Genomic DNA, 19,733 nt, shown 5'->3' with positions numbered 1-19,733 from the left:
CTCAGATAGTAATTATCTCATTTACATCTGGAGCATGTGTATCAAAACCAAATTTCTCATGAATTTCCTGAGCAAATTTTTTACATGATTCAGAGTCTCCGTGAACTGTTAAGACTTTAGGATTACCTTTGATTTTTTCAATTATTTCAAAAAGTTCATTTCGATCTGCATGACCTGAAAATTCAAATTGTTTTACCTCTGCAGCAACTCTTAGATCTTTTCCTCGGGTGGATACTTTTCCTGTATCTAGTAATTTTTTCCCAGGAGTTCCTTCACCTTGGTATGATACAAGTGCAATTCCGTTGTTGCTGTTAAATGAAAGCTCTTGCAAATAATATGTTGCATTACCTCCTACTAGCATTCCAGCAGGTGAAATAACAACACATGGTTCATCCAAAGCATGCTTTCTTTTTTCATGATCTCTTATTGCAACTGATTCATTGATTGCATCTGCAAACACTTTTGGATCTCTTAGATATTCTGGATGATTAAACATTATTTCATTTACTTTTAGTGCCATTCCATCCATTATGATTTTGTGTTTAAAGTTTGAACTTCTTAAAATACATGCCATTTCTTGAGAACGTTCAACTGAAAATGATGGGATAAATAATACTCCTTTTCTATCCATAACCTCATTTGCAAATTCAATTAATTCTTTCTCAGATTCTTTTCTAGGTTTTTGTTCTGTTTGTGAATATGTGCTTTCAATGATTAAAAGATCAATATCTCCTACATCCAAATCTGCTTCACGAAGCATTCTTGAACCATGTGTTTTGATATCACCCGTATAGAAAAGCCGTTTCTTCTGAGATTCTACTAATACAGAACCTCCTCCAATTACATGTCCTGTCTCTCTTAATTCAAAAGTTGCATTGCCTTTAGTAATTTTTTGTCTAAATCCTATCTCTTTTGCATTTCGCATCATATTGTTTAATTCAGGCTGTCCGAATGGCTGGGCATCTTTTGTAATTTTCAGCATATCTTCTATGAGTAATCTTGTTAAATCAAAAGTAGGTGGTGTTGCATAAACGTCTGTATTGCCACTGACAAATAATGATGGAACATTTCCTGAATGATCAAGGTGAGCATGAGTAATGATAATTGCATCAAGATCTTTTGGTTTTACATGAAGTGGATATTCTGGTGGCGATCCACGTTTTCCAAACAATACTCCATAATCTAATAATAGATTTGTTCCATTACAACTTACCAAAAAACCTGAACGCCCTACTTCATTGGCTGCTCCTAAAACTTTAACCTCCAAGAAATAAATTGAATTTTGCTCTACCTTAAAACCTTCTTAGCATAGAACCGATCATTATGCTTATCATAGAATCTACAAAAGCTTTAATTAGTGTAAGCTAAGACTCGATCCTCATGGGAAGAAGCTTCCAAGAATGGTTAAAACAACAAGATCAAGCAGTAGTTGCTAAAACACGTGCAGGCGACGAAGCAAACAAACCACTTCTTAACCAACTTAACTGGATCTGGGTTAACAATCTGATGAAACAGAGAGCAGACCTAAATCCATCTTCAGCTGAATTACTTGACTGGGTAACCTCTGGTCAAATTGATGCAATGAGAAAATAAACGTGTAACACACGTTATCTTTTTGTTTTTTATTATACTGATAATTTTTCTTCCTTGATATTATTTCATTTTTGGCATTTTTATTTCCGATCCATTTCATAACAGGGTTATGAATTTTGATTATGGTTTAAATAGCAACCAAGCAGACATTATGTTGTAATGCCAATAGCAATACTTCCAGACATTGATGAACAAAGATGTATCGGATGCGCACTATGTGTAGAAATCTGTACAACTCTTGGTCCTGATGTCCTTAGAGTAAAACCTGTTGAAGGCTGGAAGAGAGGTAAAGCATTTGTATTTTATCCAGAAAGATGTATTTCTGATGGTGCATGCATCGGTGTATGCCCAACAAAATCAATCTTTTGGATGAGACCAATGAATTACACAGCTGGACAACCAGTACCTCTTCACAAAAACGGTATCTTCATCAAAGGTTGGGCAGAAGACGCTGCACTATAAGCAGAATCTTTTAGCACACACTTTTTTCTTATTTTTATTTAAACAATAGATTTCTTTTTGATATCTTTTTGATATCTTTTGGAAGCATTTTGATATAGTACTTCAAAAATTCATCAGTCTTATCAAAATAAATTTCTGAAAATTGATTATTTTTAAAAAATACATTCCAGGTGTTTTCAAAAGTTGGAAACTCTGCGGGGTTGAATTTTAATCTTGAAGTTTCGTGATGTGATGCAGGAAAGACATCTGAAATTTCTAGTGGGATTAATCCTAAATGTGGACTGTATTGGCAAACTTGAATATTTTTCATCTCTTTGAACTTTTGTTTTAGTGAGAAATACTCATGCGATAAGTATGCTGGTTTTGTATTGGATTCTTTGGTTATGATTAAAGTTTTTTTCTTTGACTTGAATTTTCTAACCGTTTTATGGTATGACTGAACTTCTGGACGATACTGATCCTCTTTCCCATAAAGGAAAATGGCTTTTTCTTTGAATTTTGGCGTTGATGTTTCAAAGTAATTTGAATTTTCAGTAAAAATATCAATCATCTCAAATAACTTTGGATGTGCTCTTGCTTTTTTTAAGACATATTCCCATAATCTTCCTTCATGGATTGTCTGTTTTACTTTATCTACTTCGTTTTTTATTGAATAAAGGTTGTGTAGCGCAATTTCATTAATTTTTTCATGAATTTCTAATTGACGTAACTCATCAGGGGTATACTTTGAGCAGACTTCACAGTTACATGGAAATACCGAAATATCTGAAAGATTTCTTGTGCCATCATCTGTGATGTACCTTTCTTGTTTAGCATATAACATGTAAGATGCAGAATCAAAAGTATCACAACCTAATGCAACTGCAAATGGTATAGTTAATGGGTGTCCTGCACCAAACAGATGTAAGGGAATGGAATGCGGAATCTGTTTTTTTGCAGTTACAATCATCTGTGCTAACAATTTGTATTCATATGATTCCATAAATTCAACTGGACTACCTAAAGCTAGCATTTGAAAACCCATATCGACTAAACCTTTAGTTGATTTGGCTACCAGATCAAAATGTTCTCCACCCTGAATTGGTCCAATCCAGATCTGGCCATTATTTTCACTGTCTTCAAGCGTCTTCTTTGAGACTTTGAGAGTATGGTTGACATATGATTCAGCTTTTTTCCATGGTAGTCCGTAACCTGTTGGTTTATCCAGCGGAATTGCAAAATCTGTAAGTATCTTTCTTTCAAATTCTGCCATCTCTGGTGGTAAAACTTTGACATCGCCATACTCTAAAACCTGATAACCTCCAGAGTCTGTCATTATTGCGCCGTCAAAATTTATTATATTATGAATTCCTTTTTTTATGGCTTCGTCACCGTAATTGTTTCTGGTGATGTATGCATTTGTAATTACTAGATCAAAACCAATCTCTTTAATTTTCTTAGCTGGAATAGTCTGTTTTACAGGATGAATTACTGGGACATAAGCAGGAGTTTCAATTTTTCCATGATTTGTATGAATAACACCAATTCTTCCAGCCAAATCGCTTTTTAAAATCTCAAACAAGTTACAGATTCTCAATAATAGCGTTATTTAATCAATAAGCAAAAAATTTTTTCAAATCGTCATGTTTTGCTACTAAATCAAGCCAATCAACATCTTCACTTGAATCTTCATCGTTGATAACACTCATCACCTTATCTGTCACCTCTAAAACACTCTTTGCTGTAACATCCACCTGAAATACCTTTACTCCAAATTGATTTATTGCATCATGTGCTATTATTCCTAAAATTTCACTACCTGTATTTTCTTTAGTTTTTTTATCTGAGTACTCTCTTTTTTTATAAACTGAAATCAAATCATATGGATTTCTTCTCAATACGATAATTTTCTTTATTTGCTCTGATGATAAAACATATGGTGCTAAATGTCCAACAATTAAAGATGGTTTTGAAATTTTCTTGTTAATTATTTTTTTTAATTCTACTGTATCCACGTCATTTGTATCTTCATCTCTTTCAAATAATCCAAAATCTTTAGCGATATTGTTTATGTCTAATATCTGTAATTCTAACCGCTTGGCAATTTCATTGGCTATAGTATGCTTCCCCACTCCAGGATTTCCAGTAATTACTATTGACATATTATAAAACAAACATGAACCAAATTAAACAATTTCTGCAATACTAATAAGTACAATAGCATTTTTGTGTGTATTGCAAATTGGTTTATTAGGTAAAGCAAATGTTGGAAAATCTACATTTTTTTCAGCTGCTACTGAAACTCCTGTTCCTATAGGTAACTTTCCATTTACAACAATTCAACCAAATGTTGGTGTTGCCTATGTAAAATCTGATTGCGCCTGTAAACATTTTGAAATTAAACATCAAAACCCCCTATGTGTAAATGGAACTCGTTTTATCCCCATAAAACTAATTGATGTGGCCGGATTAGTTCCTGGGGCACATGAAGGAAAAGGTTTAGGAAACCAATTTCTTGATGATGCAAGGCAAGCTGAAGTCTTGATACACGTTGTTGATATTGCTGGAACAACTGACATTCAAGGTCAACCAGTTCCTATCGGTACACATGATCCTATAGAAGACGTTAATTTTGTTGAAAATGAATTTGATCAGTGGTTTACAGATATTCTTAGAAGGGAATGGGATAAACTTACTAGGGAAATAGAACAAAAAAGAGCAAAACTCACTGATGGAATTGCAAAACGGTTTACTGGTTTAGGAATTAAAGATTACCAAATACAAGATGTTTTACATAAACTAGAACTTAGCTCAAAAAATCCTAAAGAATGGAACGATTCTGACATTCAAACTTTTGTTAAGGAATTAAGAAAAAACACAAAACCGTTTATCATTGCAGCAAATAAAGCAGACCTTTGTAAAGATCTTGATATAATCAAAAAAATTCCTGATACGATTGTAGTTCCCTGTAGCGCTGAAACTGAATTATTATTGCGAAAAGCTTCTAAATCAGGAATGATACATTATGAATCAGGCGATGAAAAATTTTCTATAGTTGAAAATAAGGAAATATTACCACAACAACAAAAGGCTCTAGATCTAGTAAACAATGTTTTTACAAAAATCCATTCAACAGGAATTCAAAAAATTTTAAATCTAGCAGTGTTTGATTTGTTGAAACTCATTGTTGTTTTTCCTGTAGAGGATGAAACAAAATTAACTAACAAAAATGGTGATGTTTTACCTGATGCAAAATTATTGCCATATGATTCCACTGCAAAAGACTTGGCAGGTTTAATTCATGCTGATATTGCAAAGGGATTTTTACATGCAATTGATTGTAAAACAAAACAAAGAATCGGCGGTGATCATAAATTGAAAAATGGAGATGTGATCAAAATTGTTTCAACATTAAGTAGGGGATAATATGCTTGGTCTTGGAGTTGAAAGCACAGCTCACACTTTCTCATGTGCTATAATAGAAAAAAACGGAAATAAAGGAAAAATTTTATCTGATGTTAGAAAAATTTATCGCCCACCTGAGGGCGAAGGAATTCATCCTAGAGAAGCATCAAGGCATCACGTTGAAAATAGCCCCATTGCATTATCTGAATGTCTTAAAGAAGCTGGCGTTAAAATCAAAGATCTTGATATTATTTCATATGCTGCAGGTCCTGGTCTAGGTCCTTGTTTGAGGGTAGGTGCAGTAGTAGCACGTTCTCTTGCATCTTATTATAAAATTCCAATTTATCCTGTTAATCATGCATTAGGACACATTGAATTGGGAAAATTACTTACTGGCGCAAAAAATCCACTAGTTCTTTTAGTTTCTGGTGGTCATACAATGCTTCTTGCATTTCTAAATAAACAATGGAGAGTATTTGGAGAAACATTGGATATTACACTGGGTCAACTACTAGATCAATTTGGAAGATCAATTGGATTTGCATCTCCATGTGGAAAAAATATTGAGGATTTAGCTTCTTCAACTTCTAATTATGTTCTACTTCCATATTCTGTAAAAGGCAACGATGTATCGTTTTCTGGATTATTATCTGCATCAAAACCAATTGCACAAAAAAGTAAAGCTGATGCATGTTTTTCATTACAAGAAACTGCATTTGCAATGATCAGTGAAGTAGTAGAAAGAGCACTATCTTTTACTGGAAAAAAAGAATTGCTAATTGTTGGTGGTGTTGCTGCAAATAATAGATTATCTGAAATGCTACAAGATGTTTGTAAAAGACATGCTTGCAAATTTTTTATTGCACCTCAAAAATATGCAGGTGATTGTGGTAGTCAAATATGTTGGACAGGATTGCTAGAATCTCAAGTAAAAAGTGGTGTTTCTATTGAAGAAACCTTTGTACGACAATCATGGCGATTAGATTCAGTTAAAATAGATTATTGATTTTTATGCTCTTTTATGGCATTTTCAATATTTTTTAGCCAATCTTTAGTATTAAAAACTCCAAACTTGTATGTCTGTTCACCTTCTTTTGTTTTGGAAGTAAAACATACTTTTTTTATCAGTCGTCCCTCTTTCCAAACTTTGTCTACATCATTTAGTGAAATATCCATTACTGTATCTCCAAAACGTTTTGAAAAGTCCATCATTCGTGATTTTGTTTTATCAAAAGCCAGTCTTTTATTAGTTAAAGTTAAGATTCCTGCACCGAGTTTATCTTCGTTACAATCTTCCTGCTTTAACCTCTTTTCTCCGTCTTCCATGATTCGTTTTTACCCGTATCTCTAGGTTATAATTTTAATGAAAATTATGTTAAATAACTCTAAATTATAACATTTCAATTATCTATTTTATGAATCTACTAAAAAAAGGCGCAGAAGCAGATATCTATCTTACAAAATGGAGTAATTTACCATCAATATTGAAAATAAGAAAGACAAAACCATATCGTAATTCTGTTCTTGATACAAAAATTCGGAAACAAAGAACAATTAAAGAATCTCAAACAATTTCAGAAGTAAAGTCCTTTGGAATCCCAACTCCACTTGTATACTTTGTAAATTTAACAAATTCATCTATTCTAATGCAAGAAATTCCTGGCATACCTGTTCACGATTTACCTGATTTGAAGATAATTAAATTATCCAAGGAAATTGGTAGACTAGTTGGAATTATGCACAAAAACGGTATTATGCATGGTGATTTAACAACCTCAAATTTTATCTTATACAAAAATAAAGTATATGTGATTGATTTTGGTTTATCTCAGAAAACAATCAAATCTGAAGATCATGCTGTAGATTTACGATTAATAAAAGAAATTCTTAACAGCGCACATGCAAAAATCATGGAATCTGCATGGAAAAATTTTATTTCTGGCTACAAATCTGTAGTTGGTACTATAACCTATTCAAAAATTATGCATTCAGTATCTGATATTGAAAGTAGAGGAAGATATGCAACAGTCATCTGATCTTTTCTTTGTATCATCAAATCCTCACAAATATCAAGAAGCAAAAAAAATTTTAGAGTCATTTGATATTAATCTTAAATTTTTCAAATACAATCTTGAAGAGATTCAATCTTCTTCTCTCAAAGAAATTGCATCTAAAAAAGCAATATATGCATTTCAAAAATGTAAAAAACCGATAATAATAGAAGACGATGGACTTTTCATAGATTCACTAGGTGGATTTCCTGGACCCTATTCTTCATATGTCTTCAAAACAATTGGTAACAAAGGAATTTTACACCTTTTAAAAAAAAATAGAAAAGCCAAATTCATCTCAATTATTTCTTATCATGATAATAAAAATTGTAAATCATTTGAAGCAAAAATTGATGGAACTATTTCTAAATCACAAAATGGAACGGGGTGGGGTTACGATCCAATTTTTATTCCTAAAAATTTTAATCAAACATTTGCACAGTTAACAACTAAAAATGATTTATCTCATAGATACAAAGCATTAAAAAAATTTTCTAATTGGTATTTGAATAAGCTGAAATCCAACGATTAATGGATCTTTGATTGTTTTGCAATATTACAATTCTTGAAACGAGACTTTCATCCATTATTGAAAATATTTCACTATGTTTTGCTACTTCTTCACTAAATCTCCGCACTTCTTCCATTTCTAACATGTTTGAATGTTCTAATCTATTAGTTGAACGACCAATATGCATGTAAGATTTTATTTCAATAAAGTGTGGACTAGCTTGTTTTAGCATTGCAGCAAAAGCCGGAATCATCTCTTTTTGGTCATTGTAATTTCTTATGAGCGTAATTCGAAGTACAGTTCTTGTATCTAGGTGCTTTAGCATTTCTAATGTTCTATTCCATCTCTGCCAAGAATCATCATATTTTGGTCTATTAATTTTTAAAAATGAATCATAATCTGCCGCATTAGTAGATAGATACAGCTGTGTTGGTAATGCATCCTTATCTTGCAATCTTTGAATCATGTCTGGTTCTTGTCCATTTGTTACAAGAAAAATTGATTTTGTTGCTTCTAATGACTTTAGATATTTTATTAATTCTGGAAGCTTTGGATACATTGTTGGTTCACCAGAAAGTGAAATAGCATAATGACTTGGTAATAATGATTCATCTAATCTTTGTTTATCATTTCTTGAATCTCCATAATATCCCATTATCAATTTTTTTCGTTCTTCCATTAATTTAGTTAGTATCTCTTTTGGCTCGGAGACTTTTTCTGGTTCCATCTTTAATGAATCATAAAATTCCATTGGTCTCCAACAATATACACAACGATTTTCACAATGCATTCCAGCAGGAGAAAATTCCATACATCTATGAGTTGAAATCCCATAAAATTTGTGCTTGTAACAACTTCCTTCATGTTTGAATGATTTTTTTGTCCAATGACAAAGCTCTACTGTAGAATGATCTGCAACACCGTATTTTGCTTTTTTTAATTGCTGTAAAATTCCAGGTTTGATCTGTATTAGTTTCTCTTCATCAACTATTTCTCCAGAACAACTCATATGCAAAAAATCTGTTTTGCTTTACTTAAATTGATCGTGATCCTTGTTTTTTCTTAAAAATAACTCTCAAAACTTTTCCCATTTTTAGCCGATTTCAGAGTGAAGTTTAATAACTGGATCTTTGACGTAAATTTAAGCTTTGAAAAAAATACGTATGGGATTCATATTTTTATTTTTAGCCATAATAATTGGCATTTCCACAAGTCCTGTATTTGCTGCTACTGATGATTTAGATCGTGATGGAGTTACAGATGAGACAGATAGCTGTCCTAATCTTCAAGAGGATTATGATGGTGTAATAGATGGTTGTCCATCTAATTTTGTTCCATGGTATGATGAGGACTTTGATGGAATTCAGGATAATATTGATCAATGTCCAAGTTTGAGAGAAAATTATAATAAATTCCAAGATACTGACGGTTGTCCCGATACTACTCCTGGAACTACTGGAGGACCTCCTGATTCTGATGGTGATGGTTTTATTGATGTTCTAGATTTGTGTCCAACTCAACCTGAAACGTTTAATGGTATCTTTGACACTGACGGTTGTCCTGATACTTTTGGTTCTGGTTCAGATAGAGATAGAGATGGTGTTCCAGATCATTTAGATTCATGTCCACTAAGTGCTGAGACTTACAATAAATTCCAAGATACTGACGGTTGTCCTGATACTATTACTGACTCATCATTTGTTGATACTGACAATGATGGTATAATTGATAAAATTGATTTTTGTCAAACAGAACCTGAAACTTTTAATGGTTATAGAGATACTGACGGCTGTCCTGATGTTGTTTTAGATACTACATTTAGTGATGCAGATGGTGATGGTGTTCCTGACAAATCTGATACATGTCCTAACCAAAAAGAAACATTCAATCAATTTGCTGATTACGATGGCTGTCCTGATTCAGTTCCTTCATTCACAGGAAAACTAAATGATTCCGATCGTGATGGTATTATGGATATAGATGATGCATGCCCATTAGAACCTGAGCGATATAATAAATTTGAAGACACCGATGGTTGTCCAGATATTCCTGTTTATTCGATTACTGCTGATTCAGACCAAGATGGAATTCCAAACAATGTAGATCAATGTCCAACAGTGAAAGAAACTTACAATAAATTCCAAGATGATGACGGATGCCCTGACTATGTTGCAGATGATAAAACATCTCCAGATTCTGATGGTGATGGAATTCGAGATTATGCAGACTTGTGTCCAACTCGTGCTGAAACATTTAATGGATTCCAAGATGACGATGGTTGTCCTGATAATGCATCATTGATTGATAGAGATGGAGATGGAATTATAGATACTAAAGATGCATGTCCAACAGAAAAAGAAACTTACAATAAATTCCAAGACGATGACGGTTGTCCAGATAAAATATCCAGTGCTTCTTCTTCAGATTTTGACGGTGATGGAATTGCTGATCTATTAGATAAATGCCCATTAGAACCTGAAGTTGTTAATGGTTATCAAGACACCGATGGCTGTCCAGACATTTCTATATTGGATTCTGATAATGATGGAATTAGAGATTCCTTAGATCAATGTCCAACTCAACCAGAAACTTGGAATAGATATATCGATAATGACGGTTGTCCTGATAATCCTGGTGATTTAGATGCTGACTTTGATGGAATTTTAGATTCTACTGATGTTTGTCCGCTAGTTCCTGAAAGATATAATGGATTTGAAGATACTGATGGCTGCCCTGATTTCCCATCTTATTTGACAGATGTTGATTCAGACTTTGATGGTATAGTAAATACTCTAGATAATTGTCCACTTGTTCCAGAAACCTACAATAGATTCCAAGACACTGACGGTTGTCCTGACTATGTTGCAGATGATAAAGGTATGCCAGATTCTGATGGTGATGGAATTCATGATCGTATAGATAACTGTCCAAATCAACCAGAAACATTTAATGGAATTTTAGACTTGGATGGTTGCCCTGATAATTATATCTCTAATATTGATTCAGATCAAGATGGATTACCTGATGGAATAGATGCATGTCCAATGGCTAAAGAAACTTACAATAAATTCCAAGACGATGACGGTTGTCCTGACAAAATTATTGAATCATTTGTAATAGATTCTGATAATGATGGAATAAGTGATGTACTTGATCAATGTCCTTTGGTTGCTGAAACCTTTAATGGATTTGAAGACGATGATGGATGTCCTGATACTAACATATCTCAACCTGATGCAGATGGTGACGGTGTTCCTGACATAATGGATATGTGTCCAACACAAAAGGAAACTTGGAATAAGTATGTTGACTATGACGGTTGTCCTGATACTATTCCAATAGGTAAAACCACTATAGATACAGATGGTGATAGAATAAACGACGATGTTGATAAATGTCCTAATGACAAAGAAACTTACAATAAATTCCAAGACGATGACGGTTGTCCTGATACTTCTCCTGAGCAATCACGTTACAAACATGATGATGATTTAGATGGTATTGTGAATAATTACGATTTATGTCCTACAGTGCCAGAAGATTATCTAGGTGTAATTGATGGATGCCCAGAACAATAGGTGTATCATAAAATGAAAAAATATCAAATTCTTGGATTTTTACTTTTGATTGCCTCTATTGGTATTTTCCAAAGTAATGCCTTTGGTGTTGAAGACAATGACAATGACGGTGTTACAAACAATGTTGATCAATGTCCTAACCTTCAAGAAGATTATACCGGTACAATTGACGGCTGTCCATCTACATTTGTTCCATGGTATGATGCTGATTATGATGGAATTCCAGATCATATTGATACATGTCCTACTGTTAGAGAGATCTACAATAAATTCCAGGACGATGACGGCTGTCCTGATTTATCACCTTCAACAGATAAGGCAGTTGCAGATACTGATGGTGACGGTATTATCGATAATTTAGATTTGTGTCCAACTCAACCAGAAACATTCAATGGAGTTGATGACAAAGACGGTTGTCCTGATAATATTTCATCAACAGACACTGACAGAGATGGCATTTCTGATCATTTAGATTCATGTCCACTTATTCAAGAAACTTACAATAAATTCCAAGACGATGATGGCTGCCCTGATGTAGCAATCGGTACTACAACTGATTACAAATTCCCAGACGCTGATGAGGATGGAATTGATGACAGATGGGATTCATGTCTTAACGAAAAAGAAAACTTTAACGGATATCTTGATTGGGATGGATGTCCTGATGTTCCAGGTACAACTGCTGGTAATTTAGCTGATTCTGATTATGATTCAATCCCAGATTCTGTTGATCAATGTCCTCAAGAACGTGAAAACTTTAACAAATTCCAGGATGCTGACGGATGTCCAGATATAATTGATTATAAAATAATAAACGATGTTGATGGTGATGGAATTTTTGATCAAAATGATTCATGTCCATTTAATCCAGAAACTTATAATAAATTCCAAGATGAAGACGGCTGTCCTGATAATATTGCTGATGATAAATCAACTGCAGATACTGACGGTGACGGTATAAATGATTATTTTGACTTATGTCCAACTCAACCAGAAACATTCAATGGATTCTTAGATAAAGACGGCTGTCCTGATAAATCTCTTTTGAATAATGACACTGATAGGGATGGTATTGCAGATGATATTGATCAATGTCCACTTATTCAAGAAACTTACAATAAATTCCAAGACGATGATGGCTGCCCTGATGTAGCAATCGGTACTACAACTGATTACAAATTCCCAGACGCTGATGAGGATGGAATTGATGACAGATGGGATTCATGTCTTAACGAAAAAGAAAACTTTAACGGATATCTTGATTGGGATGGATGTCCTGATGTTCCAGGTACAACTGCTGGTAAATTATCTGATTATGATTATGATGGTATTCCAGATTCTGTAGATGACTGCCCAAAAGTTGCAGAAAGATACAACGGATTCCAAGATGAAGACGGCTGTCCTGACGGTATAGATCTAAAATCTGGAGGTGATTCAGACAAAGATGGTATTGCCGATGATATTGATCAATGTCCACTCATTAAAGAAACATACAATAGATATTTGGATTTAGACGGTTGCCCTGACTATATTGCTGATGATAAATCAACTATAGATACTGACGGTGACGGCATTACAGATCGTTTAGACTTATGTCCAACCCAACCTGAAAATTTCAATAATTATCAAGATAAAGACGGCTGTCCTGATAAATTTACATCTACTCTTGACACTGACGGAGATGGTATTTCAAATACAATAGATGCATGTCCATCAAACCCAGAAACTTACAATAAATTCCAAGACGATGATGGCTGCCCTGATGTAGCAATCGGTACTACAACTGATTACAAATTCCCAGACGCTGATGAGGATGGAATTGATGACAGATGGGATTCATGTCTTAACGAAAAAGAAAACTTTAACGGATATCTTGATTGGGATGGATGTCCTGATGTTCCAGGGGCTGAATCTACTATATCTGACCGAGCTGATTCTGATGGTGATGGTTATCCTGACTCTGTAGATTCATGTCCAACTGCACCTGAAACATGGAATAAATACAATGACTCTGATGGATGTCCTGATACTGCTCCAGAGCAACAAAGATTTGTTCACGATGATGATCTAGATGGAATTATCAACGATGAAGATCTATGTCCTCTAAAATCAGAAGATTATATTGGAATAATTGATGGTTGCCCAGAGCAATAGGTCTCTTTTGTTGTTAGATATTTTATAGAAGGATCTTTTTAACGTGAGATTTAATAAATACTCAATAATATCGAAGTCAAAGATAATGAAACAATATTACATTCTTGGATTTTTACTTTTGATTGCCTCTATTGGTATTTTCCAAAGTAGTGCCTTTGGTGTTGAAGATAATGACAATGACGGTGTTACAAATAATCTTGATTTATGCCCAAATCTTCAAGAAGATTATACCGGTACAATTGATGGCTGTCCATCTACATTTGTCCCATGGTATGATGTTGATTTTGATGGAATTCCAGATCATATTGATACATGTCCTACTGTTAGAGAGACATACAATAAATATCAAGATGAAGACGGCTGCCCTGACTTGACACCCTCTACAGATAAGGCAGTTGCAGATACTGATGGTGATGGTATTATCGATAATTTAGATTTGTGTCCAACTCAACCTGAAACATTCAATGGAGTTGATGACAAAGACGGTTGTCCTGATAATATTTCATTAACAGATACTGATAGAGATGGCATTTCTGATCATTTAGATTCATGTCCAACTGCTCCTGAAACTTATAATAAATATCAAGACACTGACGGTTGCCCTGATGTAGCAATCGGTACTACAACTGATTACAAATTCCCAGACGCTGATGGCGATGGAATTGATGACAGATGGGATTCATGTATAAGTGAACCAGAAACATTTAATGGATTTTTGGATTGGGATGGTTGCCCTGACACAGTAACAGCACGTTCTGGAAGTTTGATTGATTCTGATTATGATTCAATCCCTGATTCTATTGATCAATGTCCTCAAGAACGTGAAAACTTTAACAAATTCCAAGATAATGACGGTTGTCCTGATGTGATTGATTATAAAATAGTAGGTGATGCTGACGGTGACGGCATTTTTGGTGACAATGATTTATGTCCATATAATCCAGAAACATATAATAAATTCAAAGATACTGACGGCTGCCCTGATAGTATTTTCAATGAAAAATTCATCGCTGATTCTGATGGTGACGGTATTATCGATAATCTAGATTTATGTCCAACTCAACCTGAAACAGTTAACGGATTCCAAGACACTGACGGCTGCCCTGATAAATTTACATCATCACTTGATTCTGATTATGACGGTATTTTTGGTGACAATGATTTATGTCCATATACTAGGGAAACTTTCAATAATTTCCAAGACACTGACGGCTGCCCTGATGTAACTTCTGATACTACTACATCTTACCAATTCCCAGACGCTGATGGCGATGGAATTGATGACAGATGGGATTCATGTATAAGTGAACCAGAAACATTTAATGGATTTTTGGATTGGGATGGTTGTCCTGACACAGTAACAGCACGTTCTGGAAGTTTGATTGATTCTGATTATGATTCAATTCCAGATTCTATTGATCAATGTCCTCAAGAACGTGAAAACTTTAACAAATTCAGAGATGACGATGGCTGCCCTGATAGTCTTGATTTAAAATCAGTTGGAGATTCTGATTATGATGGTATCTTTGGTGATAACGATTTATGTCCATACTCAAGAGAGAATTATAACGGATTCCAGGATGACGATGGCTGCCCTGACAGTATCTCCGTTGATAAATTTGCTGCAGACACTGACGGTGACGGCATTTTAGATAATCTAGATTTGTGTCCAACTCAACCTGAAACAGTTAACGGATTCCAGGATGAAGACGGCTGCCCTGATAAATTTACATCAACTCTTGATATTGATCAAGATGGAATTCTTGATGCTGTAGATGCATGTCCATCAAACCCAGAAACTTACAATAATTTCCAAGATGAAGACGGCTGCCCTGATGTAGCAATCGGTACTACAACTGATTACAAATTCCCAGATGCTGATGAGGATGGAATTGATGACAGATGGGATTCATGTCTTAACGAAAAAGAAAACTTTAACGGATATCTTGATTGGGATGGATGTCCTGATGTGAGAGGAGCAGATTCATCAGCACCAACACGACCTGATTCTGATTCTGATGGATATCCTGATGATATTGATTCATGTCCAACTGCACCTGAAACTTGGAATAAATACAGAGATTGGGATGGCTGTCCTGATACTGCTCCAGAACAACAAAGATTTGTTCATGATGATGATCTTGATGGAATTATCAATGATATTGATAAATGCCCACTAAAATCTGAAGACTATATTGGAATCATTGACGGTTGCCCTGAGCAATAATTTTTTGATTTTTCTTATATGAAAAAAATCTATCAATATGATAAATATATCCAAAATTCAAAACTATCATAATGCTTCCAACTTTTTCAAGTAGAGCCTTTTTAGCACCTATGGCTGGAGTGAGTGATCCGGCCTTAAGATTACAATGTAAAAGAATGGGAGCAGGGTTGGTAGTAACTGAATTTACTAGTATTCACAGTATAATTGCTAAAGAAAAACAACTAAAAGAAAATAAAAAAAATATTCAGGAATTTTTAGAATACTCTGAACAGGAAAGACCTTTATCTGTTCAATTATTTGGTTCTGATCTTTTAGCATTAGAAAAAGCTGCAAAGATTGTTGAACCTTTTTTTGATATAATTGATTATAATATGGGTTGTCCAGCACCACATATTACACAACAAATGGCAGGTGGAGCTCTATTACAAGAAATCAACCTTACCCAACAAATTTTTAGTACTCTTGTTAATGCTGTTAAAAAACCAGTAACTTTGAAAATACGTTTAGGAGTTACTGAAGCAAGTAGATATCTCTTTAAAGATATTTCAGAAATTGCTGAAGATGAAGGAATACAAATGATAACACTTCATCCTCGAACTGTAACTCAGGGATATTCTGGTAATGCTGATTGGCAAATGATTAAAGAACTAAAAGAGATATCCAATATTCCTATAGTTGGTAATGGTGATATCACAACTCCTGAAGATGCTAAAACAATGATAGATCAAACTGGCTGTGATTACATTATGATTGGTAGAGGTGCAATGGGTAATCCCTTTTTGTTTGAACAAATTAATGATTACTTGACAACTGGAACTTATAACAAATATACATTCAAAGATAAACTAGATGCGTTTTTTGATTACCTTCACCTTACAACTCAATACAAAATAAAATTTTCAAACATCAAAAGTCAGGCTATGAGATTTACTAAGGGAATGAATGGTGGTTCAAAATTACGACCAAAAATTTCTCAATCAAAAAATCTAATTGAACTTGAAAAAATTATGAACGATGCTTATGTTTAACTTTACTATATTCTAGATTCAATTACTGACAATTTTCTTGAAATTTTTACAATATGTATACACATATTCGTTTTTTAATTTTTAATCTATCAATATTTAAATAAATTCAGATTATTCTTATATAATTTCTAATGCTATTAAAAATATAGAAATGAGGACGGATAATTGAATGCCACGAGCATATGTGCTGATAAATTGTGATCTGGGATCTGAAAAAAATGTAATTTCATCGTTAAAATCAACTGAAAATGTTATCGAAGTGCATGGTACTCTTGGTCTTTATGATATTGTTTCAAAAATAGAATCAGATTCCGAAGAAAAGATTCAAAAAACCATTACAAATGTAATCCGTAAAATCCCAAAAATTCAGTCTACAGTAACTCTTACTAGATCAGAAGGCAAAGAACTATTCCAAGCATCTGAAAAACTTATTGGATCTATGCTTGGTAAAAACAATGTACAGGCTTATGTTGTCATTCATGGTGATAAAGGGGAAGAATATAATATTTTAAAAAATTTGAGTCATATTCAAGAAGTAAAAGAAGCTGATGTGGTATTTGGTTATTATGATGTCATTTGTAAAATTGAAACATCTGATTACAAATTAATGGAAAATATAATTACAAAAGGTATTAGAAAATTACCTCATGTCAGAACTACTATGACATTAAATGTCATTATAGAGCAAGAGACTTAGTGTTTCAAAGTTTTTATGACATTTAAGTAACATTTTTCACATAATTCAAGTTTATCATATTTTTTTGTTTTTTCTTTTTTTAGACAAATACTGCAAATTGTAATACAGTTATTACAAAAGATAGCTGGTAGTTCCAATCCCCTTTCAAAAACAACAGTTGATAAAATATTTGGATTATCGTGCTTGCATCCATACATATATTTTATTTTTGATGGCATATTGTTAATTGGCTGTGCTAATTAATTAGATACTTTATTATTTTTTGAAAATTTGTTTGATTTAAAATTTAAATTTGAATAAATTTATGTATCTGTCTTAATTATTTATTTTAATATATGTTGTTTTCATGATGAAAATTTTATGCTATTTTTCAAGAATCTGAAGAATTTTGTATGCTAATCTGTCGATGTTTACATTTGGTTCGGTAGTGATTAAAAGAATGTTTTTCTTAAGAGGAAAGCTCATCATTACCAATTTTTCACGTCTTGATGCTGAATATTTTACAGGACCCATTGAATAATCAAAATTTTTTCTGGTTGCTACTCTATATGCTAATTCTCTAAATATTTTCTGTTGCTCGTCATTTGTTTCAAAAGGAACAATATCTTCTCTAAATTTACCTCTTATCAAACTCCCTTTACTATCTATAAATCCAGCAAATCTTATATCATTTTCTTGGAAAATCTCATCTAATCTCTGTTGGTAAAAATTATCATTCATTTTATTATCTAATATTTGTTCTATGGTTGATGATTGTATAATAAATGATTATTTCTGCTAACTATGAATTAATCAAAAATTATGCCTAATCTAAAATCTTTTTAGAAACACCAAATCATTTGCTTTTATACTTAAATTGTAATGGTTGATTATCCCTTCAAAACACATGTCCCCCAAAGGGATACCTCACTGAGAGGAAACCATTGTTATCCTCTCAGTTGACTATTTTCTAGATTTTTTATCCTTCACATCTTCATTATTTTTTGATGCTTTACGTTCTTTACGAGTTGTAATTACTCCTTTAACAATAATTGGTAAAGCGATTGCAAACAAAACGATTACTAATTCTTTTGGAATATCTGAAACTGCTTCTTCGGCTGTTTTTAACGAATCCTCAGATGTAATTATTATTTGAAATATTATAGTTGGAATGAACCAAACAGACAATCCTAAAATCAACCAATATAGTCCCTTCAATGACTTTTTACTTTAAGGCCACTTTATAATTTATGAACTCTCATTTTTATATTTTCAAATGTTATTAAATAATTTAGAACTATTCACTTTTACAATCATTTTATAATTTTGATTAAAAGAAAATAATTAGAGGGCTTCTGAGCCTCTCTTTTTTGATGCAATATTTATAACATCATCAACTGCTGACACAACAATAATCCCATCACCTGCTTTTCCTGAAAATGCTGCATCTGAAATCGCTTTAATGACTGCTTCTACTTTTGAATCATCTACAATTGTGCTAACAGTTGCAACTTTATTGAATTCTGCAACAAAAGTACCAGTGCCTCTTCCACCTCTTATGGTTTGTCTTTGACCAGAACCTCTACCATTTCCTTCTAATACCGTAAATCCTCCAACCATCTCTTTTATGGCATCTGCAACTGGACCTATTTTGTCATTTTGAATTGTTGCCTCGATTTGCTTCATTTGCTTCACTAAATTTCTATTATTTAAAAAAGATCACATGTTTTAATTCAAATTCTATGATACAATAGGATCAAGTGGTTATAACATAATCCTTTGGCCTTTTTAATATTAAAATACAGTAGATACATGAAAAGTGAAGAGAAAAGATCTCACCGACTAAATTATCTTTTAAAATATTATTTGAGTAATCCACAAGAATATGCTCTATATCAAAGAGCTAAACAAATGGGTGTTTCTGATTCTACCGCAAAAGACTACATCCGAACTGTCATAATTCAAGCTCAAAAAATACATTCTAAATAATTATTCCTATATGGTTTAACCCATGATCTGAGCCTATTTGTATTAATTCTTAGTAATCTTAAACAAGGTAACTTCATAAA

Annotated in this window: 20 protein-coding genes; 12 read left to right on the top strand and 8 right to left on the bottom strand. The window is 33.3% G+C overall.

Annotated elements, in window-relative coordinates:
• Window position 1: 1 nt before the first annotated feature.
• A complete protein-coding gene (locus tag MY1_RS07735; RefSeq protein ID WP_007551389.1) occupies window positions 2-1,267 on the bottom strand; it encodes an MBL fold metallo-hydrolase in 1,266 nt (421 codons plus the stop codon).
• Between the two features lie 113 nt (window positions 1,268-1,380).
• On the opposite strand from MY1_RS07735, the gene MY1_RS07730 reads away from it, so the two are divergent.
• Both MY1_RS07730 and MY1_RS07725 read left to right on the top strand, forming a co-directional pair.
• Window positions 1,381-1,593, top strand: coding sequence for a hypothetical protein (locus tag MY1_RS07730; protein WP_007403031.1), 213 nt, complete (start codon window positions 1,381-1,383; stop codon window positions 1,591-1,593).
• 159 nt (window positions 1,594-1,752) lie between these two features.
• On the top strand, window positions 1,753-2,055 hold the full coding sequence (locus MY1_RS07725; RefSeq protein WP_007403030.1) for an ATP-binding protein: 303 nt from the start codon (window positions 1,753-1,755) through the stop codon (window positions 2,053-2,055).
• 34 nt (window positions 2,056-2,089) lie between these two features.
• On the opposite strand, the gene tgtA is transcribed toward MY1_RS07725, so the two are convergent.
• Complete coding sequence (gene tgtA / locus MY1_RS07720; RefSeq protein ID WP_007551388.1) at window positions 2,090-3,616, bottom strand: tRNA guanosine(15) transglycosylase TgtA; 1,527 nt, start codon at window positions 3,614-3,616, stop codon at window positions 2,090-2,092.
• Window positions 3,617-3,647: 31 nt separating this feature from the next.
• Entirely contained in the window at window positions 3,648-4,196 is a 549-nt protein-coding gene (locus MY1_RS07715) for an adenylate kinase family protein (protein WP_007551386.1), read from the bottom strand.
• A gap of 73 nt (window positions 4,197-4,269) precedes the next feature.
• Here MY1_RS07715 and MY1_RS07710 point away from each other — a divergent pair, with 73 nt between their 5' ends.
• Together MY1_RS07710 and kae1 are read left to right on the top strand one after the other, a co-directional pair.
• On the top strand, window positions 4,270-5,460 hold the full coding sequence (locus MY1_RS07710) for a redox-regulated ATPase YchF (RefSeq protein WP_007551384.1): 1,191 nt from the start codon (window positions 4,270-4,272) through the stop codon (window positions 5,458-5,460).
• Between the two features lies 1 nt (window position 5,461).
• Window positions 5,462-6,445 carry a KEOPS complex N(6)-L-threonylcarbamoyladenine synthase Kae1 gene (kae1, locus tag MY1_RS07705; protein ID WP_007551382.1) on the top strand — a complete coding sequence of 328 codons (984 nt, stop codon included), beginning with the start codon at window positions 5,462-5,464 and terminating at the stop codon, window positions 6,443-6,445.
• On the opposite strand, the gene MY1_RS07700 is transcribed toward kae1, so the two are convergent.
• A complete protein-coding gene (locus MY1_RS07700) occupies window positions 6,439-6,765 on the bottom strand; it encodes a hypothetical protein (RefSeq protein WP_007551381.1) in 327 nt (108 codons plus the stop codon). The genes kae1 and MY1_RS07700 overlap by 7 nt on opposite strands.
• A gap of 89 nt (window positions 6,766-6,854) precedes the next feature.
• On the opposite strand from MY1_RS07700, the gene MY1_RS07695 reads away from it, so the two are divergent.
• Both MY1_RS07695 and rdgB read left to right on the top strand, forming a co-directional pair.
• A complete protein-coding gene (locus MY1_RS07695) occupies window positions 6,855-7,475 on the top strand; it encodes a KEOPS complex kinase/ATPase Bud32 (protein WP_007551380.1) in 621 nt (206 codons plus the stop codon).
• Window positions 7,459-8,022, top strand: coding sequence for an RdgB/HAM1 family non-canonical purine NTP pyrophosphatase (gene rdgB, locus MY1_RS07690; RefSeq protein WP_007551379.1), 564 nt, complete (start codon window positions 7,459-7,461; stop codon window positions 8,020-8,022). The genes MY1_RS07695 and rdgB overlap by 17 nt, the downstream gene beginning before the upstream one ends.
• Here rdgB and twy1 read toward each other — a convergent pair.
• Window positions 7,985-9,010, bottom strand: a complete 1,026-nt coding sequence (gene twy1, locus MY1_RS07685; protein WP_007551378.1) for a 4-demethylwyosine synthase TYW1 — start codon at window positions 9,008-9,010, stop codon at window positions 7,985-7,987. The two genes, rdgB and twy1, sit on opposite strands and share 38 nt — an antisense overlap.
• Window positions 9,011-9,164: 154 nt before the next feature.
• On the opposite strand from twy1, the gene MY1_RS07680 reads away from it, so the two are divergent.
• The 5 genes from MY1_RS07680 to MY1_RS07660 all read left to right on the top strand — a co-directional run bounded on the left by MY1_RS07680 (window position 9,165) and on the right by MY1_RS07660 (window position 17,685).
• Entirely contained in the window at window positions 9,165-11,579 is a 2,415-nt protein-coding gene (locus MY1_RS07680) for a thrombospondin type 3 repeat-containing protein (protein WP_007551377.1), read from the top strand.
• A 12-nt stretch (window positions 11,580-11,591) separates the two neighbouring features.
• Window positions 11,592-13,733: a thrombospondin type 3 repeat-containing protein gene (locus MY1_RS07675; protein ID WP_007551374.1), complete on the top strand. Its 2,142-nt coding sequence runs from the start codon at window positions 11,592-11,594 to the stop codon at window positions 13,731-13,733.
• Window positions 13,734-13,818: 85 nt separating this feature from the next.
• Complete coding sequence (locus tag MY1_RS07670) at window positions 13,819-15,960, top strand: thrombospondin type 3 repeat-containing protein (RefSeq protein ID WP_007551372.1); 2,142 nt, start codon at window positions 13,819-13,821, stop codon at window positions 15,958-15,960.
• Window positions 15,961-16,031: 71 nt separating this feature from the next.
• On the top strand, window positions 16,032-16,988 hold the full coding sequence (gene dusB, locus MY1_RS07665) for a tRNA dihydrouridine synthase DusB (RefSeq protein WP_007551371.1): 957 nt from the start codon (window positions 16,032-16,034) through the stop codon (window positions 16,986-16,988).
• Between the two features lie 169 nt (window positions 16,989-17,157).
• On the top strand, window positions 17,158-17,685 hold the full coding sequence (locus MY1_RS07660) for an Lrp/AsnC family transcriptional regulator (protein WP_007551370.1): 528 nt from the start codon (window positions 17,158-17,160) through the stop codon (window positions 17,683-17,685).
• Between the two features lie 363 nt (window positions 17,686-18,048).
• On the opposite strand, the gene MY1_RS07650 is transcribed toward MY1_RS07660, so the two are convergent.
• The 3 genes from MY1_RS07650 to MY1_RS07640 all read right to left on the bottom strand — a co-directional run bounded on the left by MY1_RS07650 (window position 18,049) and on the right by MY1_RS07640 (window position 19,350).
• Window positions 18,049-18,405: a DUF6659 family protein gene (locus MY1_RS07650; RefSeq protein WP_007551368.1), complete on the bottom strand. Its 357-nt coding sequence runs from the start codon at window positions 18,403-18,405 to the stop codon at window positions 18,049-18,051.
• 222 nt (window positions 18,406-18,627) lie between these two features.
• Window positions 18,628-18,882, bottom strand: coding sequence for a hypothetical protein (locus MY1_RS07645; protein WP_048110042.1), 255 nt, complete (start codon window positions 18,880-18,882; stop codon window positions 18,628-18,630).
• 126 nt (window positions 18,883-19,008) lie between these two features.
• Window positions 19,009-19,350 (bottom strand): P-II family nitrogen regulator, encoded by a 342-nt coding sequence (locus MY1_RS07640; RefSeq protein ID WP_007551366.1) that lies wholly within the window; start codon window positions 19,348-19,350, stop codon window positions 19,009-19,011.
• Between the two features lie 126 nt (window positions 19,351-19,476).
• On the opposite strand from MY1_RS07640, the gene MY1_RS09950 reads away from it, so the two are divergent.
• Window positions 19,477-19,653 (top strand): hypothetical protein, encoded by a 177-nt coding sequence (locus MY1_RS09950; RefSeq protein WP_192805784.1) that lies wholly within the window; start codon window positions 19,477-19,479, stop codon window positions 19,651-19,653.
• Window positions 19,654-19,733: the final 80 nt, after the last annotated feature.

Origin of the sequence: Nitrosarchaeum koreense MY1 (assembly GCF_000220175.1) — an archaeon.
Lineage (GTDB): Archaea > Thermoproteota > Nitrososphaeria > Nitrososphaerales > Nitrosopumilaceae > Nitrosarchaeum > Nitrosarchaeum koreense.
Note: the sequence above shows the minus strand (reverse complement) of the source record. Positions and strands in the feature narration are given on the sequence as shown.